General features: G+C 39.0%; 20 protein-coding genes. 5 read left to right on the forward strand and 15 right to left on the reverse strand.

Annotated features, from left to right (window positions below):
- Together BA79_RS19295 and BA79_RS17155 are read right to left on the reverse strand one after the other, a co-directional pair.
- A partial coding sequence (locus BA79_RS19295) for a T7SS effector LXG polymorphic toxin (RefSeq protein ID WP_155923909.1) occupies positions 1 to 151 on the reverse strand: 151 nt, incomplete at its 3' end.
- Positions 152 to 352: 201 nt separating this feature from the next.
- Positions 353 to 1,588 carry a TerD family protein gene (locus BA79_RS17155; RefSeq protein WP_035704130.1) on the reverse strand — a complete coding sequence of 412 codons (1,236 nt, stop codon included), beginning with the start codon at positions 1,586 to 1,588 and terminating at the stop codon, positions 353 to 355.
- A gap of 161 nt (positions 1,589 to 1,749) precedes the next feature.
- Here BA79_RS17155 and BA79_RS19635 point away from each other — a divergent pair, with 161 nt between their 5' ends.
- Entirely contained in the window at positions 1,750 to 1,911 is a 162-nt protein-coding gene (locus BA79_RS19635) for a hypothetical protein (RefSeq protein WP_100218327.1), read from the forward strand.
- 5 nt (positions 1,912 to 1,916) lie between these two features.
- Here BA79_RS19635 and BA79_RS17160 read toward each other — a convergent pair whose 3' ends face one another.
- The 3 genes from BA79_RS17160 to BA79_RS17170 all read right to left on the reverse strand — a co-directional run bounded on the left by BA79_RS17160 (position 1,917) and on the right by BA79_RS17170 (position 6,419).
- Positions 1,917 to 2,897, reverse strand: coding sequence for a restriction endonuclease (locus BA79_RS17160; protein WP_035704134.1), 981 nt, complete (start codon positions 2,895 to 2,897; stop codon positions 1,917 to 1,919).
- A 174-nt stretch (positions 2,898 to 3,071) separates the two neighbouring features.
- Complete coding sequence (gene bglA, locus BA79_RS17165) at positions 3,072 to 4,511, reverse strand: 6-phospho-beta-glucosidase BglA (RefSeq protein ID WP_155923908.1); 1,440 nt, start codon at positions 4,509 to 4,511, stop codon at positions 3,072 to 3,074.
- Between the two features lie 9 nt (positions 4,512 to 4,520).
- Positions 4,521 to 6,419: a beta-glucoside-specific PTS transporter subunit IIABC gene (locus BA79_RS17170; protein ID WP_035704139.1), complete on the reverse strand. Its 1,899-nt coding sequence runs from the start codon at positions 6,417 to 6,419 to the stop codon at positions 4,521 to 4,523.
- A gap of 155 nt (positions 6,420 to 6,574) precedes the next feature.
- On the opposite strand from BA79_RS17170, the gene BA79_RS17175 reads away from it, so the two are divergent.
- Positions 6,575 to 7,285 carry a GntR family transcriptional regulator gene (locus tag BA79_RS17175; protein WP_035704142.1) on the forward strand — a complete coding sequence of 237 codons (711 nt, stop codon included), beginning with the start codon at positions 6,575 to 6,577 and terminating at the stop codon, positions 7,283 to 7,285.
- 38 nt (positions 7,286 to 7,323) lie between these two features.
- Here BA79_RS17175 and BA79_RS17180 read toward each other — a convergent pair whose 3' ends face one another.
- Complete coding sequence (locus tag BA79_RS17180) at positions 7,324 to 7,887, reverse strand: Imm64 family immunity protein (RefSeq protein WP_035704144.1); 564 nt, start codon at positions 7,885 to 7,887, stop codon at positions 7,324 to 7,326.
- Positions 7,888 to 8,210: 323 nt separating this feature from the next.
- Here BA79_RS17180 and BA79_RS17185 point away from each other — a divergent pair, with 323 nt between their 5' ends.
- Positions 8,211 to 9,107 carry a PhzF family phenazine biosynthesis protein gene (locus tag BA79_RS17185; protein ID WP_035704147.1) on the forward strand — a complete coding sequence of 299 codons (897 nt, stop codon included), beginning with the start codon at positions 8,211 to 8,213 and terminating at the stop codon, positions 9,105 to 9,107.
- Between the two features lie 39 nt (positions 9,108 to 9,146).
- Here the strand turns inward: BA79_RS17185 and BA79_RS17190 are convergent, their stop codons facing one another.
- The 5 genes from BA79_RS17190 to BA79_RS17210 form a co-directional block, all read right to left on the reverse strand.
- A complete protein-coding gene (locus tag BA79_RS17190; protein WP_035704150.1) occupies positions 9,147 to 10,007 on the reverse strand; it encodes a LysR family transcriptional regulator in 861 nt (286 codons plus the stop codon).
- A 13-nt stretch (positions 10,008 to 10,020) separates the two neighbouring features.
- Entirely contained in the window at positions 10,021 to 10,527 is a 507-nt protein-coding gene (locus BA79_RS17195) for a hypothetical protein (protein WP_017368423.1), read from the reverse strand.
- Between the two features lie 17 nt (positions 10,528 to 10,544).
- Positions 10,545 to 11,051: an LURP-one-related/scramblase family protein gene (locus BA79_RS17200; RefSeq protein ID WP_035704155.1), complete on the reverse strand. Its 507-nt coding sequence runs from the start codon at positions 11,049 to 11,051 to the stop codon at positions 10,545 to 10,547.
- 105 nt (positions 11,052 to 11,156) lie between these two features.
- A complete protein-coding gene (locus tag BA79_RS17205; protein ID WP_008347446.1) occupies positions 11,157 to 11,498 on the reverse strand; it encodes a darcynin family protein in 342 nt (113 codons plus the stop codon).
- Positions 11,499 to 11,569: 71 nt separating this feature from the next.
- A complete protein-coding gene (locus BA79_RS17210; protein ID WP_035704157.1) occupies positions 11,570 to 12,160 on the reverse strand; it encodes a Crp/Fnr family transcriptional regulator in 591 nt (196 codons plus the stop codon).
- A gap of 100 nt (positions 12,161 to 12,260) precedes the next feature.
- On the opposite strand from BA79_RS17210, the gene BA79_RS17215 reads away from it, so the two are divergent.
- Both BA79_RS17215 and BA79_RS17220 read left to right on the forward strand, forming a co-directional pair.
- Positions 12,261 to 12,509 (forward strand): hypothetical protein, encoded by a 249-nt coding sequence (locus BA79_RS17215; protein ID WP_035704162.1) that lies wholly within the window; start codon positions 12,261 to 12,263, stop codon positions 12,507 to 12,509.
- Positions 12,510 to 12,523: 14 nt separating this feature from the next.
- On the forward strand, positions 12,524 to 12,766 hold the full coding sequence (locus BA79_RS17220) for a hypothetical protein (protein WP_008347452.1): 243 nt from the start codon (positions 12,524 to 12,526) through the stop codon (positions 12,764 to 12,766).
- Between the two features lie 69 nt (positions 12,767 to 12,835).
- On the opposite strand, the gene BA79_RS17225 is transcribed toward BA79_RS17220, so the two are convergent.
- The 4 genes from BA79_RS17225 to BA79_RS17240 all read right to left on the reverse strand — a co-directional run bounded on the left by BA79_RS17225 (position 12,836) and on the right by BA79_RS17240 (position 18,858).
- A complete protein-coding gene (locus BA79_RS17225) occupies positions 12,836 to 13,684 on the reverse strand; it encodes an MBL fold metallo-hydrolase (RefSeq protein ID WP_035704164.1) in 849 nt (282 codons plus the stop codon).
- A 157-nt stretch (positions 13,685 to 13,841) separates the two neighbouring features.
- Complete coding sequence (locus BA79_RS17230; RefSeq protein WP_035704165.1) at positions 13,842 to 15,584, reverse strand: DNA cytosine methyltransferase; 1,743 nt, start codon at positions 15,582 to 15,584, stop codon at positions 13,842 to 13,844.
- A 433-nt stretch (positions 15,585 to 16,017) separates the two neighbouring features.
- Positions 16,018 to 17,829, reverse strand: coding sequence for an AIPR family protein (locus BA79_RS17235; RefSeq protein WP_035704167.1), 1,812 nt, complete (start codon positions 17,827 to 17,829; stop codon positions 16,018 to 16,020).
- Positions 17,830 to 17,832: 3 nt separating this feature from the next.
- Positions 17,833 to 18,858: a PD-(D/E)XK motif protein gene (locus tag BA79_RS17240; RefSeq protein WP_008347462.1), complete on the reverse strand. Its 1,026-nt coding sequence runs from the start codon at positions 18,856 to 18,858 to the stop codon at positions 17,833 to 17,835.
- Positions 18,859 to 18,867: the final 9 nt, after the last annotated feature.

The following is an 18,867-nucleotide window of genomic DNA, read 5'->3' on the forward strand; positions in this document are numbered from 1 at the left end:
CGGCACCTTTTCCAGTGAAGTCGTCACCGAGATTGGCAACACCTTGAAGTGCCTTTTTTAAATCTATCATTTGTTCGTGGAGTTCCTGATAGTGTTTTGCCCTTGTATCCATGGCACTGGTTAGTGCTTTTGCATCAAGTATCTTGCCCAGATTAAGCCACTCCCTCCATTATTGATCATAAAGTCTATTTTACCGTGACCTCCAAAACGGAAAAATAGGCTAAATGACATAAAAAATGGAATGAACTCTCTATTCAATTTACCCTCTCATTTGGATAAACGAGTTTATCCATTGTAGGGATATAGAAAAGGCCAGACAGTTCATTATACTCTGTCTAGCCACATGTTCACGTTACTTATAGTCATTGATTGGTCCTTTATCCATCAAAACATCGATCTCATTTGAATATTTCATTTTTAACTTCGGTCTACGCTCAGAGTTTGGTTTACTGTAAAGCTCTAGTGGACGGATGATCACGCCATCATTTGTGTTTTGAAGAATACCTGGAACACAAGAATAAATTCGATCATTGTCATTTGCATGTTTCGCGTGAATCGTGACAGACGTTCCTTGATGATTATCGATACTCATAGACACTCTATATCTATAGAAAGAACCTGTTCCATTTGATTGAGCAGAGTAAACAACGGGTACCACCGCAAGGATATCATCATTTAACCTTAGTTTAATGACTTCTGTTTTCATTGATTCACGATCTCTACCGACATCTCCCATATGCTCAACAGCCCCGTTACCGTAATTTTTGAGAGCGGGAACACCTTTTGCGCCAAACATGGCCACATCTATTTGCTTTCCTGACTTCGTATAGACCAATGCGTAAATATCATAATCGGTTCCAGACTCCCAAGATACTGTAGCCGTAATCTCTGGTGTTTTTTCAATGATGATCGGTTTATGACCTTTGTCTAGACTAATTTTACCTTGAACTTTCTCTAAGCTAATAGGTGCAGCGACTTTCTCTTTAGCGGCTGTTTTCATTGGAGCAGGCTCATTAATTTGTTTTTCAGAAACCATTGGAGGAGGTGTAGAAACACCCTGTTCATCAGGTTCAACCTCTACCCCATAAAGCTTGCATAGCCCTTCCAATCCAGAATCGAAGCCACGCCAGATGGATCGTGCTTTCGTTTCACTATTTCTTATGTATAGCTCTACTACGACAATACCCTTTTCATTTGTAAAGCTTACTGGTGTTAGGTATAGCACCTCATCACCTGTTCGAATTTCTGCTTTCAGATTCTTCACATGAGAAAAGCCGATTCCTCGATCCTCTGTTAGTGTAATAGCCATCTTTGTGATTCCGACAGGCACTTTGCTCATATCAAAATTCAATTGATGTCTTTTCAACTGATCTGATATCTCTGCTGGTAAAAGTGTCGCGACACCCGTAGCACTCTCCGGCTGATTGTAAGAAATAATGCCATTATCTCCTTGAACTAGATCTGAATCTGTTAAGAGAAACGCCGTTAAAGAAATATCAATTGCAGATGACACTTCATAACTGATGAATAATTGCCCCTTTGGAGAGTTTAGTACGGTATTGGCACCCATTTGCAGAGTTTGATTCATTTCAACAACTCCTATTCTTTATCTACCATTTATCGTTTTTATAGACCAATTATACCGAATTATGTGATAGAACCTATTAAAACCTTTACCTCTTTTCAACCTCTACAATGATATGAGACAATGCCAACTAAAACCGCACTACTCTAGAAGGGAGAACCATTGTGTATAAATTAATTATTCCTGCTGTTATGGTGGTATTCAGTCTGTGGATTCTTCTTCAATTATCAATGAACATCAATATCTTTCAGAATCCAATGAACTATTTTACCGTCATTACCCTCTTTTTTCTTTGTATTCAGGAGTTATTGAAACATAGACAATAAAAAGATCACTCAGGTACATACACTTTTTTCAGAGGTAATAAGGATCTTGTCTCAGCTGGCATATATTCATACCAATGTACAATAAGATTTACGAGCTCTTCTAAGTCCACTAGATGAACCTCATTATGTTTAGCAACAGCTTTTGCATGAGAAGTAAACCCACCAGTAGAAACAAATAAACTGTTAGCATTCATTGGATTAGCACCTAATAATTGCTGCACCTCTGGCGAACTGGCTGAATTTTTCCGATGCTTTACTTGTACTTTAATAATAGGCTTTTCAAATCCAAATGCATCTTTATAAGCTAATACATCCACACCGCCATCTGGCCCTTTTGGACTCACGCGAACATTGTATGACATTGCTTGCAGTAAGCCTCCGACTAAGTCTTGCATTTGCCACGGGTCCAATTTATCTACTTTATCTTCAATCATGACAGTAGCTTTGCTGACTAAATCTTCGATAATTTCATCTTCTTCGGTTTCATCTTCAGGCGCTGATATAGATGTAGGGTTTTTGAGTAAATGTTCAATCTCTTTCCCCCAATCATCTACACGAAAAACAGTTGATATAGAACCGAGGCTGTTCTTAGCTGATTGACTGAGAGAATCTCGTTTAACTGCTATTGGTTCCCAATTTACCTGAATATGATTTGGATACATTTTATCTCCAACTGCTTCATCAAAAAAATGCGGAGCAATCACCGTACCTACTCGATATTCACGGCTTTCTTTTATGTACGTAATGATTCGATCTCCCTTTTTGATTTCTCTACTAAACCTCCATACCTGACTGACCCAGCTTCTTCTCGTAAAAGGTTTGTTCTCAGCGAATATGACATCAGCTCGAGCATTCATCTCTTGCTTTGTTTGATATTGTTTTGGATTACCTAATTTAGGCCACCCTATCGATGCAATGCCTTTCTCTTCCCAAATTGTAATTAATTCGTTTTGGTCACCCGCACGAACCATCCACCATTTCGTCATTTACTACCTCTCCCATTCCATCTATCTTCTCTTATTTTCATCATCAAATATTCTATCTAAATTATAAGACTTATTTCTTGTTAACAAAAGGATATGCGCACCATTTTTGTCGAAAGAAACACAAAAACCCGAACAAGCGTATACCACACTCATCCGGGTCTGCATTTTCCTTTGTTACACTTCTTCACCATTCGTTGCAATGACGTTTTGGTACCAAGTAAATGAATCTTTTTTGAGTCTCTTCATTGAACCATTACCTTCGTTATCGCGGTCAACATAGATCATGCCGTAGCGTTTTTTCATTTCACCGGTTGTGAATGAAACGATATCAATGATGCCCCAAGGTGTGTAGCCGATGAGGTCCACACCGTCATATTCAATCGCTTTTTTCAGTGCTTGAATATGAGAAGCGAGATATTGAATTCGCTCTGGGTCATGAATAGAGCCGTCTTCTTCCACTTGATCAATGGCACCAAAGCCATTTTCCACAATGAATAGCGGGATTTGATAGCGATCGTAAAAACGATTCAATGTATATCTTAAGCCTGTCGGATCAATGGACCAGCCCCAGTCACTTGATTTGATATACGGATTTTCCACACCATGTGGCAGTGCTCCATTGACAATGTCTCCGTTGTGATCAGATACCACATCGCTTTTGACCGTTGTTGACATGTAGTAGCTAAAGCCAAGGTAATCTACTTTTCCTTTTCTTAAACTTTCTTCATCCCCTTCTTCAAAAGGAATGTGATAGCCTTCGCGCTCAAATTCTTTTAACGCGTAGCTTGGATAGTAGCCACGCACCTGGACATCTGGGAAGAAATAGCGCTGTCTCATATATTCTTCTGCCAGCATGACATCCTCTGGGTTCGAGGAATATGGATAAATTGGCACGTGGGACACCATCGCTCCAATTTGAAAGGACGGATTGATCTCTTTTCCTTTTGCCACTGCCCATGCACTTGCAAGCAATTCATGATGTCCCGCTTGATACATGACTTCTTTGGCATTTTCGCCTTCTTTGACAGATACCCCTGAATTTGTCCAAAGGAACAACGGGTTGTTGACGTCCATTTTGTTATTGATTTCATTAAATGTCATCCAGTACGTGACCTTGTCCTTGTAACGATTGAAGCATACTTCCGCAAATTTTACGAAATATTCAGCGACTTTTCTGCTTCGGAATCCGCCGTATTCTCTTGCCAAATGGAGGGGCATTTCAAAGTGAGACAGCGTAATGACAGGCTCGATGCCATGTTTAATCAGTTCATCAAACACATCATCATAAAACTGTAAGCCTGCTTCATTCGGCTCGTCTTCATCCCCTTTAGGGAAAATTCGGCTCCAGCCGATCGATGTTCGTAAGCATTTTAATCCCATTTCAGCAAACATGGCGATATCTTCTTTGTAACGATGGTAGAAATCAATGGCTTCATGGTTTGGATAAAAAGTTCCTTCTTCTATCGTTTCCGTGATCTGTCTTGGAACACCATGAGCACCTGCTGTCATGACATCTACAACACTCGGCCCTTTGCCAGCTGCATTCCATCCACCTTCGAATTGATGAGCGGCTAATGCCCCGCCCCATAAGAAATCTTTTGGTAAAGTCATTATCTATTCCTCCTATTTCACAATTGTCATCATGACGTCAGTTGGCTGACATGTCGAACGTTTCTCTACAATCACATCTTCGTATGCTTGGGTATTGGTAATGATAACAGGTGTGATTGTTTGTAATCCTTTGCTTTCAATTGCTTCCTGATCAAATGTCATCAACAATTCACCCTTTTTCACCTTGTCGCCTTCTTTGATATTGAGTGTAAATGCCGATCCATCTAGAGAGACCGTATCAATTCCTACATGAACAAGTAACTCCACACCAAATTCAGAACGCAGACCAATCGCATGTTTTGTTGGTGCAAGCATGACGACACTGCCATCAAACGGTGCAAACAGTTTGTTATCGGTCGGATGAATGGCAAAGCCTTTCCCCATCGCTCCAGAGCTAAATACGGCATCTGGCACTTCAGATAACGAAAGCACCTTTCCTGTAAGTGGAGCCGTGATCATTTCTTCATTGTTCATAGAAGCTTGTGTCGTTTCTCCGCCTTGATCTTTAACAGGTGTTTCACCAGCTGGCTGGTCTACCGTATCTTCCCCATAACCGAACAATTGAATAAGCACAACTGGTAATATCAGCGCAATGGCCACACCAATCAAAATACCAATGATAGACGTTGGATAATCTGCACTGATTCCGTTCACAATGGTCAGAGGGCCAGGCAGCCCTGCATATGCAAAGTAATAAGGCGTAAAGAAGCTGGCCACAATGGCACCGACTGCTCCAGAAATACACCCGAAAATAAACGGCTTTTTAAAACGTAAGGTGACACCGTAAATCGCAGGCTCCGTAATACCGAAGAGTCCTGTGATTCCAGCTGAAACCCCAACTTTCCGTGTTTCCCGATTTCTTGCTTTTAAAATAACTCCCAGCACCGCACCGACTTGAGCGATAACAGCGATGGTTTGATATGCCTGAAAGGAGTCACGTCCATATTGTTCAAAGTTCGCAAGTACCATTGGCGTGATGCCCCAGTGAACACCGAAAATCACGAGTACTTGCCAGAAACCGCCGATAATGGCCCCTGCCAGAGCTGGTACATTTTCAGCTAAGATATTGTATCCGTTTGCAATCCCATTTGCACCTGCTGTCGAAAGAGGACCGATTAATAGAATGGTTAACGGAACCATGACGACCATACATAGAAATGGGACAAATAGCGGTTTGACAACCTCATGAATTCGTTTGTTTAAGAATTTTTCTACATAGGAAAGAATCCATACTAAGAAAAGCGGTGGCAAGACGGATGATGTATAAACCGTTTCAGATAACGCAATCCCTAAAAAGGTCACACCTTCCCCTGATGCTACACGTCCAGCAATCTCTGTCCAAGAAGGACTGACAAGCGCTGCTGTACAAGCAACCGCGATATACATATTTGTTTTGAAATGCTTGGCTGCAGTGATCGCAATAAAAATGGGCAAGAACGTAAACGGTGCCCAAGAAATAAAGCTAAACACTTCATAAGTTCCTGTTTTCGAGAAGCTTGGAAATATCAAATTTATTAAGATAAGTGCACCTTGTAAAATACCAGCTGCGGCTAAAATATACACAAATGGCGCAAACACAGCGGACATGGTCGCAATGACCCGATTCAGTATCGTTCCTTTGTTTTCATTCGGCTGATCATCATCCGACGTTTGGAGCTGAACAAGGTTGGAAAAATGCTCATATACCTCACCTACATGCTGACCGATCACAACCTGAAACTGACCACCGTTTTCCACCACTGTAATGACGCCAAGCATGGCGTTGACTGCTTCTTTTGCCTTTGGATTAGAACGCTTCAACACCAAACGCAGCCTCGTGGCGCATCTTGCAGCACTCACCACATTTTCTTCTCCGCCAACTGCTTCTAAGATGTCTTCTGCAAGCTTTTGATAATCCCTCACTTTTGACATATAAAACCCCCCTTTATCACTACTAGTATATGTACATTATAATTATACCGGTACAATTTATCAATACCTATATAATTTCAATTTGCATATCAAAAAGAAATCGGGATGTGCTATAATACAAAGACAATAAATCGTGAAAACAAAGAGGAATGGCTATGTTAAAGTATCAACAAATTGCGAGCGATATTGAAAAATATATTGTCACACATGAGCTACAGCAAGGAGACAAACTTCCTGTGCTTGAGACGCTCATGAATCAATTTGCTGTGAGCAAAAGTACAATTATCAAATCATTAGATTTACTCGAAAGAAAAGGGATTGTCTATCAGGTGAGGGGCAGCGGCATCTTTGTGAGAAGGCATAGACGCAAAGGCTATATCAGCCTTTTATCCAACCAAGGGTTTAAAAAAGATTTAGAGGAATTTCAACTGACATCAGAAGTTCTCACGTTAGATACCATCAAACCGCCAGAAGAAGCTGCGCTGAATTTAAACATTGAACCAGATGAGGATGTTTTCTACCTTAAACGCATTCGTTACATCAATGGACAAACTTTATGTTTAGAAGAGTCCTATTACCGGAAAACCATTATTCCTTACCTCAACACAGAAATTGCAGCCGATTCTGTATTTAAATTCGTCAGTGAAGGTCTTGGACTCAAAGTCGGCTTCTCCGATATGTACTTACAAGTAGGCAAACTGAACGATACCGAAGCAAAGCACCTCGGCCTCAAACTAGACGATCCCGCTCTCCGCGTCGAGACGGTCTTTCATCTCACAAACGGCCAGCCCTTCGACTTTTCGAAAATCACATATAACTACACACAATCCCAATTTTTTATTCAAGCGAATAATTATTATGGGTGATGAAAGGAAAAAGCCCCTGATACATTCAGGAGGCTTTTCTACTGTTCTCTTTTAACCTTTAAATATTTCTTCCCTCTCTCTTGAGTAGTTAGCCCGTCAATGAGAGTATCACCATAAAAAATGACTAAACAATCCCCTTTACCTATAAGAACAACTGGAAAAGCATGATGTTCTTGCAGACTCTTTTCAACATCATCTGGATGAAGCTCGACTTCCATTTCATGACCAATGAATGCATACTCGAACGTAAGAGTATGATAAAGTTCTACAAGACACTGTACGATCTCCTGTTGAATACGAACGACATCATGTGAAACAACCTCTGTCCACTTTAAATATAGAACGAATCCAACAAAACCAGCTTCTTTTTGTATATTCATGGTCGTATGCTTTAGACATGTTCCCGTCAATTCAAATTCTGTATAATAGGCTTCCAAGTAATTGTTTTTGATTTTATTCTCTTTTACATCATGTTCGATCCATGCTTCGCCATTAGCGTCCTGACTAAACTTTACCTTCGTTATCAATATTCCTTTTTTTGTTAAAAAGTCAGTCAGTTTGCGAAAAGTGATTGTTAAATGAATGTCATCATAGAATACCAATCCAATATTGATATATCCTCCTAAAGCTATGCTGACCCCCTCGCTTTCTTTTTGTTTTGTTCAAGCATACTACAAAAAAAGCAGATTCTCTTTGAACCTGCCTTTTGATCCGATATTATTTTCTTTCAGCCTTAAACGACTTTACCGTCTTACTACTCTCCGACATTCCTTTTCCTGTAACGGTAAGACCTTTCCGCCCTTAGCGCCTAGTTGTTTGATATTACATGAACAATTCCAATTCATCACATTCAAAAGATTCATTTTACGAATGCATCATACAAACTTATGATGAACATAACAACATGTTTAGGAGGATTCGTCAGATGAAAGATATTAGGGTGTATCATGTCGATGCGTTTACAACTGAGAAATTTGGAGGTAATGCCGCTGGGGTGGTGTTGGATGGGGAATGGTTAACGGAGGATGAGATGCAGAATATCGCCAAGGAGTTGAACTTACCCGAGTCCGTTTTCTTACTGCCGGCACATGATGAGAAAGCTGATTATCGAGTGAAATATTTCACTCCAACGGAAGAGGTCAATTTCTGCGGGCATGCGACGGTTGGGTTGACTTGGCTTTTAGCGACGGAGCTAGGGATGGCTAAAGAAAAATCAGGGGTTGTGTTAGAAACAAAGATCGGCCATGTTCCCGTTATATGGCACGAGGAAAATGGCAAAGTTGTGGATGTGGAGATGACACAGGTCACGCCAAAGACGCGAGATTTTATCATCGATGTAGAAGAGCTTAGTGACATGCTCGGTATAAGCAGTGACAGGATTGATCCATCCTATCCTATAAAATTAGCAAACACCGGAAACTGGCATCTCCTGGTTCCGCTGAAACATCAGGATGACATTGATCAAGCGGCACCAAACTTAGCAGCTTTAGGGAAAATGAATAAAGCGCAGGGTATCACAACGACTCATCTTTATACGTTTCAAGCCACAAAGGACTGTGATCTTTATACAAGGGATTTTGCACCTGGCATTGGTATACCCGAAGATCCTGTAACCGGAGCAGCAAACGGAGCATTAGCCGGATATCTGTATTTGGAAGGGATCATTCCTCAGCAAGAAACCACTCATCTGCGCATTGCTCAAGGTGATGCAATCGGCAGACCAGGATTGCTTCGTATCACGGTCATTCCGAATGAAGCAAAGCCGGTGATTAAAGTAGCAGGTGCAGCGGTTATTACCATTCGTGGGGTGATCACGCTATAAATTGATCAGCTTGAATAGAGACTCTCGTTCAAGCTGAATCTATTTAAAATGATCTTTGACCGCTTCAATCCATCTTTTAGTAGAGGGAGAGGCTGCGTTAAAAGATTTAAACGCCATATTGATTTCGCGATAAACACTGGTCTCAAGTGGAATTACGTTCGCATGAGGCACCTGAGGCGGCAAAATCAACTTCGGAATGATCGTGAGCCCAATGCCTTCCTGAACCATAGAGATGAGCGTATTGTTGTCCCCAATCTCAAATAAAACATGGGGTTTTACGCCTCTTTCTTTTAATATTTTCTTAATGAGTTGATCACAGCCCGCTTTTGGCATGATAAACGGTTCATCTTGAAACGAAGCGACTTCCATCACCTTCTTTGTATGGAAACGATGACTCTCTTGCATGAGCACCACCAATTCATCTTGAAACAGTGGAACAGTTACCAAATCTCTAGATGGCTGTGTTAAAAACCCAAGATCAACTGTGCCAGACGCGATCCACTCTTCAATCTCTTCATAGCCGCCTTCGTATAACTCCAATTGGATATTGGGATAACTTTTCGTAAAACGATGAATCAGCTGCGGAAGCATTTTTGAAGAAAAACTAGAAAACGTGCCGATTTTAATGCTCCCCACTTCCATCCCTTGAATCAACGCCGCCTCCTGCTCAAGCAATGACGCATGATGAATGATTTGGCGAATATGCGGCATCACCCGCTCACCTGCATCTGTCAGCGACAGCCCGTTTCGATTCCGATGAAGCAGCACAATCCCAAGTTCTGACTCAAGCTTCGCCATATTATGACTCACCCCAGACTGCGTCAGCCCAAGCTTCTCTCCAGCTTTTGTAAAGCTGCCGCATTCGACGACTGTTTGAAATACTTTGTATGGGAATGTCATTCGTTTGCTCACCTCACTTTAGATCTTGGCAAAACCTACTGTTAGACATGTCTGTGATTTTTCGATTTAATTGTTGTTCGACCAATTGAAAACATGCCTGCTGAATCCATAAACGTTTAAATGTATAGAGTTGTTCTTTTTCATCGCCATGCATCTCTTCATCTTTTTCTAACTGAAAATCTGTCAATTCGATTTTGTCATGAACATGCATGTGAATAAAAACATGCGCATTGTGAAAATCATGCATATGCTCTACTAAAGCTGAGATATTGGTGATAAAGTCATCAAATATATCTTCTTCTAGCGTTTTCTTGAGATCTAGATGGCTGTGCACATCCATTGATATGTAATTATCTCTTTCATCCAGTTCTTCTTGAGTGGCCAGAGGGTTATCATGAATCGTTGCTTTTCTATTTAAATCTGTAATCGAGAAATAGACGATGATGTCTTTATTATCGAGAAATTCATACTCCCATATCTCTGCATCTCTTAATCTTAAAATGCGGGTGAGGTTGTCCAACTTTTTAAACCCTCCAATTAATTATTCATCGTCGTCGACGAAGACCTCGACGCCGCTTCATCCGCCTTCACACAATCAATCGCAACAACCAATGCAATCATCACAGGCTCCATCTCTTCTTTCAAAATATCCACCTTATAGCTATCCCCCCAAGTAAACCATTCCTTCTTCACTTGACCGATCATTTCGCCGCTTTGCAGCACTTGGAAATTCATATCCCACCAGTTCCCTTGTACTTCGATACCCGCAGCATCAATTGAATATTTGGCTTTGAAGAACGTAAATTCTTTTTTGATCGTCAATACCTCTTGACCATCAACTTCTACTACAAACTTCGGTAAAAAGGTAAACATTTTCTTCGTAATCACAGCGATTTCATCTCGTTCTGTATTCAAAATGGTGAACGTCTTTGGCACCTTCATAAAGCTGCCTTCGACCACATATACATCATTCTCCTGCTGATCCTTTACAGTAAACCTGCCGCTCAGACTAAATACCTTTTGCTTCATATAAAGCTGCTTCATAAGTACCTCCGATTCAGTTCAAAAATTTATCCGTTCTTACCTTACCCCTGATTATACCAAAAAATAGAATGTGCAAAAAACCACCTGATAGTAGGTGGTTTTCGATTACTGATCCATTTTCAGAGATTCTTTTTCATATGTTTGAAAAGCATCTTCCATTCCCATGATGACCTCTTTAATTTTGACATAACCACTTGTGTAAGGAATAGAATCTCTAATCTCTTCCCACATAAAATGATAGAACTTCAGGTCATCTGTTTCACACATCACAAAATCTGTGTAATCCTTACCTGGAAGAGCTTCAGCATCAAAAAAGCGCACCGTCACATGTTCCTCATATTTCTGCATCAACTCTTGCAGCGAAGCCGCATGGGTTCTGCGCTCCTCTCGTGGTAAAGCAAGCCAAGATGGATAGAACTCTAATAAAACAACCATCATATATTTCATCATCATGCCCCTCGATTCTTCTATGATGTGATGATTGTACGCCAGATCTAGAGAATGTGCATTAACATAGGTTAATGTTCAGCAGGATGCAGTAGCCTGCTCAGCGAAACTGGAGAAATACCGATATATGAGGCAATATGATATTGAGCGATACGTTGATGTAACCCGGGATATTTCAATAAAAACGCCTGATATCGCTCAATGGCTGGCAAATAGAGCAGTTCCCTCTCACGCTCTTCCTTTCTCGTATACAGCCTTTCTACACTCACCCGAACAAACCGCTCCCACATATGACTTCTGTCCATCAACATTTGAAGCAGATCATACGGAATTTCAATCACGATAGAATCCTCCATCGCTTCAATCGAATAAGAAGAAGGCTGCCCGTTGATCATACTTGCATAAGAAGTAGCAAAATCATCTTCCAACGTAAAAGCCACGTTGTACTCCCTGCCATCCGGTAACAAATAGAAGAGACGGAAGAGACCTGTTATGCAGAAATAAGCATGCTTCACTGGATCGCCAGCCTTGATCATGCATGTACCCGCTTTTAATTGTTTAATCGTTGTTCCATCTTTGAAGACTTGCCAATGATTTTGTTCAATTGGATATTTCGATATTTTGGTTTTGAACGTGTCGTATGGGTTAGTTATTTTGTCCATCTGTAAGTAACCTCTCTATTAATAGAAAAATTGATAAAAAATGGTGTCAGAAAACACTCAGGTTATAATGGAAATATAAGCGAAGATGAGGGGAGAAACAATGAAAAAAATCACTTTTTTTGACTGGACCATCCATTTACAAGCAGACTTAACGGCGATTACCGATCATCATGAAAAGAAAATGGTCATTTTAGAGCCATCTATTGAACTAAATAGCATCATCTGGATGGATGACAACAACGAGCTACAAATCAAACCTACTTGGGATTGTGTCATTTCAATTGATCCAACCAATAAATCACTGACAATCCGGCAAACAAAAGAAGTATTCGGAGATGTGTACGAATGAAAATAGGAGGAACTATGAAGAAAACCGCTTTTTATGATTGGACGATTCACTATCCTGAACATTTAACAGCCGTCAAAGATGATACAGAAAAGAAAATGGTCTTTCTAGAACAGACTGTTGAATTTAAAGGGATTATTCGTATTGATGAGAATGATGAACTGCAAATAAAGCCCACTTGGGATTGTGTCATTATTATTAATGCAAAACAGATGTCTGTCACAGTTCGTGATGCAGAAGACTTTGTAGGTTTACCATAGAAATGAAATAAGTCTCGTTTGAGGGAAATCACTCAAATGAGACTTTTTCTGTTTAGTCACCATAATTATTTAATAACCATTTACAAAGTAAGCAATGGTTTCTAGTTCATCTTCTTTCAATTCTCTGTTCACGTAATTTTGATATTCTATCGTGATTTTCTGTTGATCTCCACCACAAAGATCGGTGAATTTCGCAATCATCCGAAGCTTGTCTGTTTCCTGACGAAACTCCTCTTTTGTCCACGGTCTTTGGTGTGAAGGAATATACGTTTCAGCATCAAATGCATCTAACTCATCTAAAAGACGCAAGATTTCTTTTACCGTATAATGTACTTTTTCAGCATACATTTTCGGATAAATGCAATCAGCAAGAAACAGGATTTTTTCCTCTTTCACATACACGATCACTGAATCTGCGGCATGATCACCCCCAACATGCTGCACAACACAAGTCACCCCGCCAAGATCAATCTCCATCCGACGATCAAACGTCACAACCGGTAAGACGACCTGAATCTCTCGATGATTCTTAAATTCTTCTTTTATCGCCTTCGCGCAAAACTCAATCTCCGTTCCTTCCTTCACCCGCTCATCAATCGCCTCATCTGACCAAGAAAACGGAAGAAGCTTCTCCATTTCCTTTCTGGTTTTTGCAGAAGCAATTGAAACCGCATGAGGCAACGCCGGTAGACCAAAGATATGATCCCAATGCCAATGCGTGAGGACAACGAGATCAGGCTTGGCGTTCTCGTGTTCTAAGGTTTTTTGGATGAAATATTTCGCATGATCTTCTGAGTTTCCGGCATCGATCATTAATGTTTTGTTATTGCCTTCGACCATGCCTAGGATGGGGCGGTCGGTGAGTGATACTGGTGTGATGTAGGAGAAGGTTTTGCCTATTTTTTTGATTGTGTGCATGGTGTGTTTCCTACCTTATGATTTCTCTTTGGATTTTTTACCCTAACTTAATTCCAGAGAGTAATTTTTTAATTTTAATTATGTTTCACTTTAAAATTTACAAGTTATGTAATGGGAGTATATAAAAAGTTTAAAGGCAAAAGTCTATATCAGACCTTTACCTGCGAACTTTCATTCCAGAATATACACAATTTTCAACAACATGTTTAGGCAAAAGTATTTCTCTAATATTCCCCTCAACCTCTTCACCTAAAGATTGCAAAATTCCCTCTGCAACAGCCCTAGCAAGCAATGGGGGAACCGCATTCCCTATTTGTTGATACTGCGAGTCTTTTGACCCACAGAATTTATATGAATCCTGGAATGATTGTAACCTAGCTGCTTCTCTAATACTGATAGCTCTGTCTATAACTGGATGAACCCACATTGATTTTCTAGCATTAAGTACAGTATCTGAAGGCTCATTATATGCAAGTCTTCTATAAATCGTATTTTGTGTTCTGCTATGATCTGTGTAGGTAGTTTTCAAAGATTCATCCAGATTATGAAAATTCTGACCTTCTTTTAAAGCCTTAAACCTTTTTTGAGCTACTTCACCAGATTCAGTTCTAACATGGTTATATACCTTATCTATATTATTAAGGTAATCATTAAGAGGACTATTGAGTAGCGGTTGATGGGAAGTCTTATCAAGTTCATCATCTTTTACATTTACACCGGGTGATATGTTTTCTAAATCGCCTATTGCATCATAGATTTTGTTATACTCTTTCCTATTATGAAAAAGTGGCTCAGGCGTTTTAACTGCTTCCTTTTTTAAAGAAGTTTCTTTGATGCCCATTAAAATTAATCTGCTTCTTTCCTGCGCCACGCCATAATGAGCAGCATTAAAAATATACTTATCCTCATTTAATGCGTAACCTAACTTGGTAAACTTTCTTTTAATATAATCAAACACATTGAATGATTTAATGATAATCTCAATATCATCATTATTTACTTCTATATCGAATAACAAAACTTTATTTTTAATTACTTCTGAAATCTTGCGTATTACCTTCTGTGCCTCAAGAATGTTTTCAAGGCTATCTGTATATGAAGTGAGATTTTCAGTTGTTTTGTCTAAAAGGTTCTTCAGCTTTTCTCCCAAGTCAGTCCAATCTAATTGGTATAGGCTATTCCAATATTCACAATGCTGACTATGCCATTGCTTGTTTATTACCTTCATAAAAAATTTATAGTTTGCTTCTTTTTCTATAAAGTTCAATAAATCCATAGGCGATTTCTTTTTAGCATGTTTTAAAAGTGTATTTAATTTAGAAAAGAGTTCGTTACTTATTATAAAAGGGGTTAGATCTTTCCGCTGTTTGTAGGCATCCATAAGGAAATTTCTTAATATAACAGAATAAAGTGTACTTCTGCCGATCTTAATATGTTCTTCCACAGGCTCAATTTCCAGCTTATCAAGCTCAACTTCGTCCCCTTCACTCAAAAAAAACTTATGCTTTTCTGACTCCATGCTTTTCACGTTTTCCATCACAAAAGCTATGGGACGAATTTCTTCAATCGCCCGCAAATATTCCTTAACAAGATTATTATTCGAAGAAATTAATGTATTCTGTTGCCGATTTGCATTGGAAAATCCTTGACATGGTGGTCCACCTATCACCACATCAATATCACGGAATTCACCAATCTTTTCTCCATTTTTGTCTGTATATTGAAGCTTTGTAATATCCTCATGTAAAATGACGTCATTACGATGGTTTATTTTAAAGGTTTTACGTGCGTTCTCATTAATTTCGACAGCGACTTTCACTTCGAACCTGCCTGTCTGTTCAAAGCCGTTGCTGAGACCACCTGCCCCTGCAAAAAGATCCATTACTTTAAATTTTTTCATTATAAAACCTCACTTCATTAAGAAGTAATCTTTCATATTATATTTCAATAAAAGAACATAAGTTCGTAAATTTGTTTTTTAATTAACTTTTCAATTATATCATAATTATATTTATATCAAATGGTTTATTGTTGGTTTCTCAAGGGAGATTTCAGAGTTTGCAAAAGCCGATTTTTTTATAAGGTATAAAGTATAACAAACCTACAGTGTTCCAATCCATGTCTAATAATGTCTCACTAAGACTCTCTAAAATGACTGCAAAGACCAGCGAGTGAATATAAAAGACTAGTATGTAATAAAGTTAATTTTCATTAAGGAAAATGAATTTATGCATGGCTTTTGACACTCAGTTAATCATATTCACATATTTATAAAACACTATACTTAAATGAAAAACACCCTGAATCTCTGTAGAAGGATTAGGGTGATAATACTAAATCAAGTTTTTTAATTCTTGTGAGCAGGTCTCTTTATACTGAATCCAACATGCTTCTTGCTTCGCCCATTGTGTAACGTTTCGCTCTCCCGCAGATTCCCTAAGATAGGACAATGTCTTTTCTGCGATTATTCGAATGATATCATCCCATTTTTCGGACAAGGATTGTTCTTCCCACACTTTAATTAAATCTATCTGTTCACTATATATTTGATGAAACATCGCAGTTGTATAATAAAGGACATTTGCTTTGTAACCTCTTAGCTTCATTTCATCAACAATTTTCTTTACCCTAAGATTAATAATAGCTCGCGCAATTAGTTTTTGATAGACAGATAATGTTATTTTATCGAGGGTATTTCCGCTCCAAAAGCTCTTATTTAACTCCATGAATTTCTTAAAAGCTTCCTCCCCGCCTTTACTGGAAACATGAGGATAGCCTTCCCATGACATGAAATATTTAGCCATATCAACTTTTGTGAGGACTTTATTTTTCGGATATTGTTTCTTGAAGTCAATCTGTTCTTTGCCTCTTTTTCGCCTGTTAATATCAACCATATACTGCCCTCTGGCACGTTCAAAGTACCATTTGCTTTCGGACCTTCTTCCATCTATTCCAGGAATCCAGATATTTCTCGAAAATTTTTCAAGGTCAGACATGAAACGTGTATTGGCTAATAAATCTGATTTATTAATCTTGTTTTGGGTATTGGCATATTGTGAAATGCGTGAAATCATCTCATCTTCGATCTGGTGCTGATCTTTTTCAGTAAATTCATTAACCTGTAGGATAGTAAGTTTTGCCTGGACATAGACATCTTTCAAGCTGATCCCATCCTTGTAAGCTTTATGAATGGAAGCTGTCGTTTGACCTCCGTTAACAATCTGCCAGCCACTTAATCCCTTAATCTTAAATTGGTTTACTCCTTCTTTTACTGGTTCAAAGTTACCAGTACGGGCTACTGTTGATATACCATTGTTATAGGCAACAAACATTTTACGCTGAAAAGGGTCCTTTAATGTATCGCGAATGCCTTTGTTGGTTCCGCCCCTTGCTTGAAGGAATGATCGAACATTTCGCTCAACAAGCTTTTGTCCCCATTCATCATATGCTTTAGCTAGTAACTCAGCAGAAATATAACCTATATAACATTCAAAATCCTTCACACCACTTGAGGGGTCCGGGACAAACATCATCTCAAATGTTTCACCGTAGTCCTGTTCAAAATCTATGTAGTCTGTTTCAATAGCTTGCTCAGAAGTGATCAGTTGCTGAACTCGATCAATATCCCATACTTGAACATTAACAGTTTCAATTCCAGGGATGGTTATTTCTACAGGCTTATTGGAAGTATAATACATGTTTGTTATAACAAAAATATTAATCTCATTTAAACTATTCATTACTTCATTGATGATTTTAGCAAGATCGTAGGCTTCCAATGAATGATCAATCGTCTGAAGGAGACTTTTTGAATTTGTAATAAATCGTTTTACCCTATTGGCTACTTCAGTGACAGCAGTCATGTTGATGGAAAGTAAATCTTTTTCATTCTGCTCAAAGTTATAATCAACAACGTAAACATCTAATACTTGATTCTCTTCGTCATAAGAATAGGCATTTACAGCAATATTTTTTCCAGAATCCCTAAAAGGAGGCAACAGAATTTCAGGTTCATCTGGTCTATCCATAAAGGAGATCATTTTTTCCAGGAAAGGAACCTGGTAACTACCAGATTCTATCGCTTTTTCCTCTAACTCTTCTGTAAAATCGAGCAGGAATTCTTTTCTTTGTCTTGTTTCTATCATCTTTTATCCTTCCACTCTAAACATTTGATATATAGTTTCCAGTTGCTTCTCATATGCTGCACAATGAGTCAGATCAATATTATAACTTACATGTGAAATTCCTTTTGGCAGATGTTCCTTTAATAAGCGAGGAAAATTTTTACCAGCCTCATACACCTCTGTTTTTTCCATAAAATAAAGCACATCTTCGTATTCTTCTTCTCTAAACCCCAGATCAGTCAATAAATCGCTATAAATGAGTGCAATTCTTTCAGATCTTTCTGCAAGCTTGATACGAACCTGACCTGCCAGTTCTTGAAGAGAAAGCCCATGTGTACGGCTTTGTTCTAGAAAACATACATAGAGATAAATTGAAGATACAGCTTCATTCAGCTTAAGCTGATTTTCATTTGATATTTTAATCGTTTTTGATAATTTTTCATTAATTGTTTTGATTTCAATTCCACATTTGTTTCCTTTAAAATCAATGCGACCTTTCGTCGGTCCTTCCCAATGTTCAATTATAAGAGGCGGTTGGCCAGGATGCCTTTCCAGCCATTCATTAATAAACCATAATTCCCCAAACAACCCACGCTGTTGCTCTTCTGAAAGCCGCTTAAATCCTCCTCGCTGAAAGAAAGTCCTCCATCGATCAAGTACTTTATAGACTGTTGAAAAAAGAGAAACTTCTTCTTCAGCTACTGCCAGGTGATCAGCGAGATTCTGCAGAACAAATTCAAAGATTTCTGGGCTTTGTTCATCCTCTTGTCGGATAACAAGAAAATAATGTTCCTTTAAGAGGGATAGTTTTTCAAAGTATTCCACCTTAACGGACATTCCCCTCCATTTGGGCAATGCTTTTTCCTGATCCTTGTCCCATCCTTCTGTGCCCAAATCAATGTACAGCTGCCGATGATGATTAGCAGGGTCGATCCCTGCAAACATAATTGGATTCTCATAAGTCAAAACATTCAATTTATATACTTCACTTTCATCCTGGCTTCGAAGTTCTTGTATCATATCATCAAACTCTATTTTTAGGTTCAACACATATACTCT

The sequence above is a fragment of the Bacillus altitudinis 41KF2b genome (assembly GCF_000691145.1).
Classification (GTDB): domain Bacteria; phylum Bacillota; class Bacilli; order Bacillales; family Bacillaceae; genus Bacillus; species Bacillus altitudinis.